The 7,448-nt window shown below is 32.6% G+C and carries 5 protein-coding genes and 1 tRNA gene; 5 read left to right on the plus strand and 1 reads right to left on the minus strand.

Translation table 11 applies throughout. The features are described from left to right. Nucleotides 1–32 precede the first annotated feature (32 nt). The 3 genes from ftsZ (at nt 33) to OA93_RS16325 (ending at nt 2,817) form a co-directional block, all read left to right on the plus strand. Nucleotides 33–1,991 (plus strand): cell division protein FtsZ, encoded by a 1,959-nt coding sequence (ftsZ, locus tag OA93_RS16315; protein WP_039114493.1) that lies wholly within the window; start codon nt 33–35, stop codon nt 1,989–1,991. Between the two features lie 224 nt (nt 1,992–2,215). After that, entirely contained in the window at nt 2,216–2,665 is a 450-nt protein-coding gene (locus tag OA93_RS16320) for a GatB/YqeY domain-containing protein (protein WP_039114496.1), read from the plus strand. 78 nt (nt 2,666–2,743) lie between these two features. After that, nucleotides 2,744–2,817, plus strand: a tRNA-Arg gene (locus OA93_RS16325). A 134-nt stretch (nt 2,818–2,951) separates the two neighbouring features. Here the strand turns inward: OA93_RS16325 and OA93_RS24190 are convergent. Then, nucleotides 2,952–3,662: a hypothetical protein gene (locus OA93_RS24190; RefSeq protein WP_052259479.1), complete on the minus strand. Its 711-nt coding sequence runs from the start codon at nt 3,660–3,662 to the stop codon at nt 2,952–2,954. Between the two features lie 206 nt (nt 3,663–3,868). Between OA93_RS24190 and OA93_RS16335 the strand changes: the two genes are divergently transcribed. Both OA93_RS16335 and OA93_RS16340 read left to right on the plus strand, forming a co-directional pair. Further along, a complete protein-coding gene (locus OA93_RS16335) occupies nt 3,869–4,195 on the plus strand; it encodes a helix-turn-helix domain-containing protein (protein ID WP_039114499.1) in 327 nt (108 codons plus the stop codon). A gap of 761 nt (nt 4,196–4,956) precedes the next feature. Continuing rightward, nucleotides 4,957–7,448: MBG domain-containing protein (locus OA93_RS16340; protein ID WP_039114501.1), on the plus strand; the 2,492-nt coding region annotated here is incomplete at its 3' end.

A 7,448-nucleotide genomic window follows, 5' to 3' on the forward strand; every position in this document is an offset into this window, starting at 1 on the left:
GAATTAATATTTAATATCAAAAAACCAAAAATATGATGGGCAACTCAGAATTTGGAAGCATTTCATTTGATTTACCAAAGAATCAATCAAATGTAATAAAAGTTATCGGTGTAGGAGGTGGAGGTAGTAATGCCATAAACCATATGTTTAAACAAGGAATTAAAGGAGTAGATTTTATCGTTTGTAATACAGATTCACAAGCGCTACAAAATAGTTCCGTGCCTAATAAAATTCAGTTAGGGGTTAACTTGACAGAAGGTTTAGGAGCAGGTGCCAATCCAGATGTAGGACAGCAGTCGGCTATCGAAAGTATTGCAGACATCGAGAAGATGTTGGATCGAAATACCAAGATGGTATTTATTACTGCAGGAATGGGTGGAGGTACCGGTACAGGTGCTGCGCCAGTAATTGCACAATTATCAAAGGAAAGAGAGATTCTTACAGTTGGAATCGTTACTATTCCGTTTCTTTTTGAAGGTAAAGTACGTCAGGAGCAAGCGCTTTTGGGTATCGAAAAGTTACGTAAACAAGTCGATTCATTAATTGTAATTAATAATAATAAGTTAAGAGAAGTTTACGGAAATCTTGGTTTTAAAGCAGGATTTTCTAAAGCTGATGAAGTTTTGGCAACAGCCTCTAGAGGTATTGCTGAAGTTATTACGCATCACTATACTCAGAATATCGATTTACGTGACGCTAAAACAGTATTGTCTAATAGTGGAACTGCTATAATGGGATCATCTACTGCATCTGGAGAAAACAGAGCAAAAGATGCTATTATTTCGGCATTAGATTCTCCATTGTTAAATGACAATAAAATTACGGGAGCTAAAAACGTATTGTTGCTTATCGTTTCAGGTTCTAACGAGATTACACTTGATGAAATTGGAGAGATCAATGATCATATCCAGGTAGAAGCAGGTTTTAACGCTAATATCATTATGGGGGTTGGTGAAGACGAAACTCTTGGTGATGCTATTGCGGTTACAATTATTGCGACTGGTTTTGATGTTGAACAACAAAATGAAATTGTAAATACAGAGCCTAAAAAAATTATCCATACGCTAGAAGATGAGCAAAGAAGTGTTCATAATTTAACGAATAAAACAGTTACTTCTTTTGATTTGAATGCTGAAACCCCTTCAACACCAAAACCAGAAGAAAAAATAGTTTTTGAATTGATTGATGATACTCCTGCACCTACAGCAGTTGCACCGATTGTTCAAACTCCAGTGATTAACGAAGATGAATTAGTTGTAATGTCTGAATTTATTAAAAATTTAGATGTGACTTTTGAAATCGTTTCTCCAATTACAGATATTGATTTTACTATTTCAGCTCCTGAAGTTGCCCCTGTAAGAGCTGTTCAACATAGAATCGTAGAAAAAGAAGAGCAAACTACTTTTTCTTTTGACTTGCCTCTTTTTAGAACCGAGCCAGAAGTTAAAGCTCCGCCAGTAGTAGAAGATACAAGAGTTTTATTTGAATTATCAAATGAAACACGTGATATTAAAGTAAATCAGCCAGTTCAGTTTGTTCCAGTTACAGAACTTTCAGATAAAGGTATTATCAAATATTCTTTGGAAGAGTATATGGAGCTTGAAAATGATTTTACTTCATCTAAACCTGTTGAAAAGGTAATTGAAGAAGTTATTCCAGAAGAGCTTAATATTACAGTTCACCAAAGAGCGGTTGCTCCTGAAACTAATTTTTCTGCAGAGGTATCTCCGATGGAATTAACTATCGAAGAAACATTACGTTTGAGAGCTGACGAAAGAAGAAAGAAATTAAAAGAGTTTAATTATAAGTTCCATAATAACGTTTCTAGAGTTGAAGAACTAGAGAAAGAGCCAGCCTATAAAAGATTAGGTATTGATCTTTCTAACAGTTCACAGAACAACACAAATTCTAGAATCTCTGTAGGAACAGATAGTAATAATGATTTACAGTTGCGTTCTAACAATTCATTTTTGCACGACAACGTAGATTAATACGATAAAATCAAAATGAGGTAACCCGAAAATTGAATTTAATTTTCGGGTTATTTTTTTTATCTTCGCACAGAATTAGAAATTTGACTTCTTTCATAGACTTTTAAAGTGAATTTTATTATCAGTTCGAGTCCTTCGGCTTTGTTCAGGATAAATAAGGAGAGAGCAAATTTTAAATAAATATATAAATCTATAAGCCTGGCTTATAAAAAAATAAAACTGAGATGAGTTTACAAACATTAATCATGGACGAAATTAAAACCGCCATGAGAGCAAAAGATACTGTTGCATTAGAAGCTTTAAGAGCAATTAAATCAGAAATGTTATTGGCTGCTACAGCTACAGGATCTAAAGAAGAATTAACGGAAGATGATGAAATTAAATTACTTCAGAGACTAGTTAAAACTCGTAAAGAGAGCGCTAGAATTTTTACAGAGCAAAATCGTCCAGATTTAGCTGAGCCAGAATTAGCTCAGATTGCTGTAATCGAGAAATTCTTGCCTGCACAATTAAGCGAAGAAGAAGTAGAGGCAGTTATTGCAAAAATCATTGCAGAAACTGGAGCTTCTGGAATTGCTTCAATGGGTAAAGTAATGGGATTAGCATCTGCTCAATTGGGTGGAACTGCTGAAGGAAAAACCATTTCGACTATTGTGAAGAAATTATTAGTATAAAAAATCCAAAAAATAAATTCCAAATTCCAAGCTTAAAATTGGAATTTGGAATTTAAAAAATTGAATTTTAAATATTTTGACCGCGTAGTTCAACTGGATAGAATATCAGATTTCGACTCTGAGGGTTGTAGGTTCGAACCCTACCGTGGTCACAAGAAAATTAAAAAGCCTGTAAAATCAATATTTTACAGGCTTTTTTTATGTTCGACAAAATCATCGATAGTTTAAACTGATTGATAACCTCTTTATGTTTATTAAGTTTACCGGTTTGAATCCTTTATAGTTTTTAACTTAGATTTTTAAGATTCAGATTTAAAAGCATTAATTTATTCTGAGTGGTTACTAACTCTTGCATCGATTTTTTTAAATCACTTGGCATATTATCAATTTCATTTTGCTTGGTATAAAAGTCATTTTCATCTTTGTAATGTGTAATACTCACTAAAAGGTTTTTATCTTGAAAAACGGGTAGTCTTGGAAAATCATTTTCAGTCATTTCGCTTACCCAAAGTGTTATATCTTCTATTTCTAAATTTTTAAGAAAAGGAATATATGTAGTGTCAAATAGGTCAATAACCTTTTCAAGTGTGCTGTTACAAATATAAAAATCTACAACGGTAATTGTTTTATCGGTTTTTAGCAATCCACTATTAATTTCTTTCTTTAATGGTCGTAATAAACAAACATTGTCAGAATTTATCATCATCTGGTTTGCACCTTTACCATATTCTTTCCAAGTTGCACTATCAATATAAAAATCATTCAAAAATTTTAATCTAGTTTTCATGTCTGTAAAACCACGAAACCAAACAAATCTATCATTTACGCTATTAATTTTGAATTCTCCCAAAGTGTAGCCACCCATTTCATTCATTTGGTCAACAAATTTGGAATGAAAATAATCACTGAACTTATCGACTAAATTTGGTTTTAATAAATAATTACGGATTTCTAATACTTTTATGTTTACTGAATCTTGTTGGGCTAAATTACTCATATTGTTTTTTTTGCGTTCAATAATATCGATTTGCAAGCAATTATGGTGAATAACATAAATATTGCTAATTGTTTTATATTCATTTTCCTTTAAAGACTATAGTAAATAAAGTAATTTAATATCTTTATTGCAAGTACATACATTTTAGTGATTAAGATACTAATAATATACTATTGTTGATTACCAGTAGTTTAAAAAATTAATTAATGGAAAAAAGTTTAAAAAAAGCATATTGTCCAGTTGATTATGCTTTTCAAAGAATAGGCGGGAAATACAAAGGAAGAATTTTATGGTATTTAAAAGATGGTTTGATGAGATATGGTGAATTAAAAAGAATAGTTGAAGGTATAACCCCCAAAATGCTCACTCAAACACTCAAAGAATTAGAAGCCGATGAACTAATTTCAAGAAAGGTTTATGCTGAAGTTCCACCTCGTGTTGAATATACTCTTACTGAAAATGGAATAGAATTAATCCCTTTTATCAATCAAATGAGGATCTGGGGCAAAAAACAAATGAGCTTGGGTAAATAATTGAAATGATTTACCGATTGAGGTAAATTATGTATTCAGTTTTATCAGGGGTAAATTTTCTTTCCTAAACTCTGGAAATCTCTAAGTAAAAGGCTCGAATTTTGTACCGAGGCATTCCCTAAAAAAGGTAAAATACATTATGTATTTTACCTTTTTTTTTTTTTTTTTTTGAATATATGAATTATCACATGTTCTCTTTATGAGTCTTAATTGGTAATCATTGGAACTCAAAGCTTATCATTTTTACCTCTTTTATTCAATTCCAGGATCTACTTTGTGCTATCTATTTGATTAGATTGTTATTGAAGTACAATATTTGAGCATTTTTTGGTTTTTAAAGATTATACTTGTTTATATTTTTAAAATAACACTATATTTCTTATAAATATCTTTATTTGTCAGTTTAAAAACTTTTGAAAGTAAAAACAGATCTTAATTACTGCAATATTTGAATAATATAATAGCGCTAACCCTCATGGTTGGCTAACTCGCCAACTTATAATTGCAATAATTTTACAATCAGGACATTATGTTTTTGGGGTTGTTTTTTTGTACAATTCCTACTTGCTTAAAGTGTTTTTTGAGAATTTTAAAATTAATGTTTAGTGAGTTATGTGCGATTGTTTTTAAAGAGTTGTATTGGTCTTTAAAATTAAAAAAAGAGTGATAAATAAATGAATTTAAAAAATTAAAAAGATGAAATAGAAAATTAGCAAAAATGAATAAAAACTTAAAAAAAAACGAACAGAAATAAAATAAAAATGAACAAAAATTTACTTATAGTATTAGCCATTCTTTTATTTAATATAGGATATGGCCAAGATCTAAAAACATGGACAGGAGCCCAGAGCACTGCATGGGATGATGATGCAAATTGGGCGCCTGAAGGAATGCCGACATTTGACAATGATATATTAATATCAAACGGGCCCAATGTGCTATATCAGCCGATAATATCTATCCCAGGAATTACTTGCGGTACTCTTACGTTGCAAAATTCAACTCCAGGTAGTATTGTTGTTTTGACAGTTAAGGGGTTAGGTGGATTGACTACTGCATCAATAATTATGAATAGTAGCGTAGCTACCAGCAAGTGTAGTTTAAATATCGGCTCAACTGTAACTGTAAAAGGTGATGTTAAAATGAATGGAACTGCGCTTCAAAATGATGTGACTTTTTCCGGAGATGGAAATTTACTAATTGGAGGAATGATGACTGGAGGTTCTTTAAATACTGGTACTGTATCAGATCAAAAAGGAACTGTAACTTATAATGGTACAACAACACGATCTGTTGGTGCATATAGTTATCATAATCTAACGCTTTCTGGTAGTGGTGTAAGAACAATTGGTTCTGGAGTAATTGTAAATGGTACGCTAACTATGACTGGTTCTGCAACAGCTTCTGCTGCGCCAGTTTATGGTGATAATGCAGCTTTAAGGTACAATAGTGTATCGAATCAGACAGTTGGACCGGAGTGGGTTACTCCCTTTGTTTCGAAAGGTGGGGTTCAGATTTCTACTATTGCTCCAAAAGTAGTCACTATAGGTGATAATTTAGAGAAGAAATTTGATAAAGGAGTGTCGCTTATCATAGATTCAGAAGCTTCATTAGTAGTTGGTAACAACAGTAATATGTATTTCGCGGGTAATTTTATGAACAGCGAAGGGTCATTAATAACTGATGGATATGTTTATTTGACAGGTACAAGCAATCAAAATATTGGTGGTTTTGTATCTACAAAGGGAGTTGTTATGAGCAAAACTGCTGGAACAGCTACTTTTACAGCTAATGTTAAGGCAGAAGAATTAACAATTGACGGTATAGGTGGAGCACTTAATCTTGGAAAAAATTTGACTCATACATTTACTAAATGGATTAGAACCCAAGGAACATTAAACGGAGGTTCAAGTATTTTAAAAATTTCAGGAGATGTTGTAGGTAACGGAAGTAATTTTGTACCAGGAACCGGTACAGTAGAATTTAATGGAGGAGCTCAAAATTTAGGATCAGGATCCATAACTTATAATAATTTGGTATTATCAGGAACTGGAGTTAAAACATTTGGTGCTAAAACTACAATAAATGATACTTTTTCTATAGCGACTGGAGTAGTTGCTGATCTTACAGCTGGTTTCGTGCATACAGCTAAAAGTATAAAACTTGGTGGCAATGCAGGATCTGGTGGATCATGGGGAAGCTCACTTTCAAACGCAGTGAATAAAAATAATGTTTATTTTACTTCTAATAGTGGTATCGTAAATGTTGGACCAACAATAGTAGTAAGTACAAATAGCTTACCAGCATTAACGACAATTTATGGCACACCATCAGTATCAAAAAACTTTGATATAACAGGTATCGCAATGCTTGAAGGAATTGTAGTTACGCCATCTTCAGAGTTTGAAGTAAGTACAGATGGAATTACTTTTGCTAATACACTTACTCTTGGAGCGACTGGTAATATTGCGCAATCAAAGATTTATGTTCGATTAAAAGCGACAACTGCAGCAGGAAGTTATTCTTCTGGAAATATTGCTTTAACGAGTAATGGTACAACTACGGTAAATATACCAATAGCGACAAGTACTGTAGATAAAGCAGAATTAACTATCAAAGCAGAGAACAAGGAAAAAGCTTATGGATCAGACAATCCAGTTTTAACAGTAAGTTATGATGGATTTGTAAATGGAGAGACTGTAGCGATTTTAATTAAACTACCTACAATTACAACTACGGCAGTTAAAGGAAGTGTAGCAGGAACAACTTATCCAATCACTGCTACTGGAGCAGAGGCATTGAATTATAAGTTTAAATATGAGCCGATAAATGGATCATTAACTATTACTCCTGTAGCTTTAACTATTACAACAAATGATAATAGTAAAGTTTACGGATCTCAGAATCCAGTTTTAACAGTAAGTTATGATGGTTTTGTGCCTGGTGAAACTGAAGCGAATTTAACCGCAAAGCCTACAATTGCTACTACAGCAGTTACAGGAAGCCCAGCAGGAAAATATGAAATTACAGCTACTGGAGCGGCTTCATCAAATTATAAAATTATATATGTTAATAAAGGATCATTAACTATTACTCCTGCGGCTTTAACTATTACAACAAATGATAATAGTAAAGTTTACGGATCTCAGAATCCAGTTTTAACAGTAAGTTATGATGGTTTTGTGCCTGGTGAAACTGAAACGAATTTAACCGCAAAGCCTACAATTGCTACTACAGCAGTTACAGGAAGCCC

Origin of the sequence: Flavobacterium sp. KMS, assembly GCF_000813005.1 — a bacterium.
Classification (GTDB): Bacteria; Bacteroidota; Bacteroidia; order Flavobacteriales; family Flavobacteriaceae; genus Flavobacterium.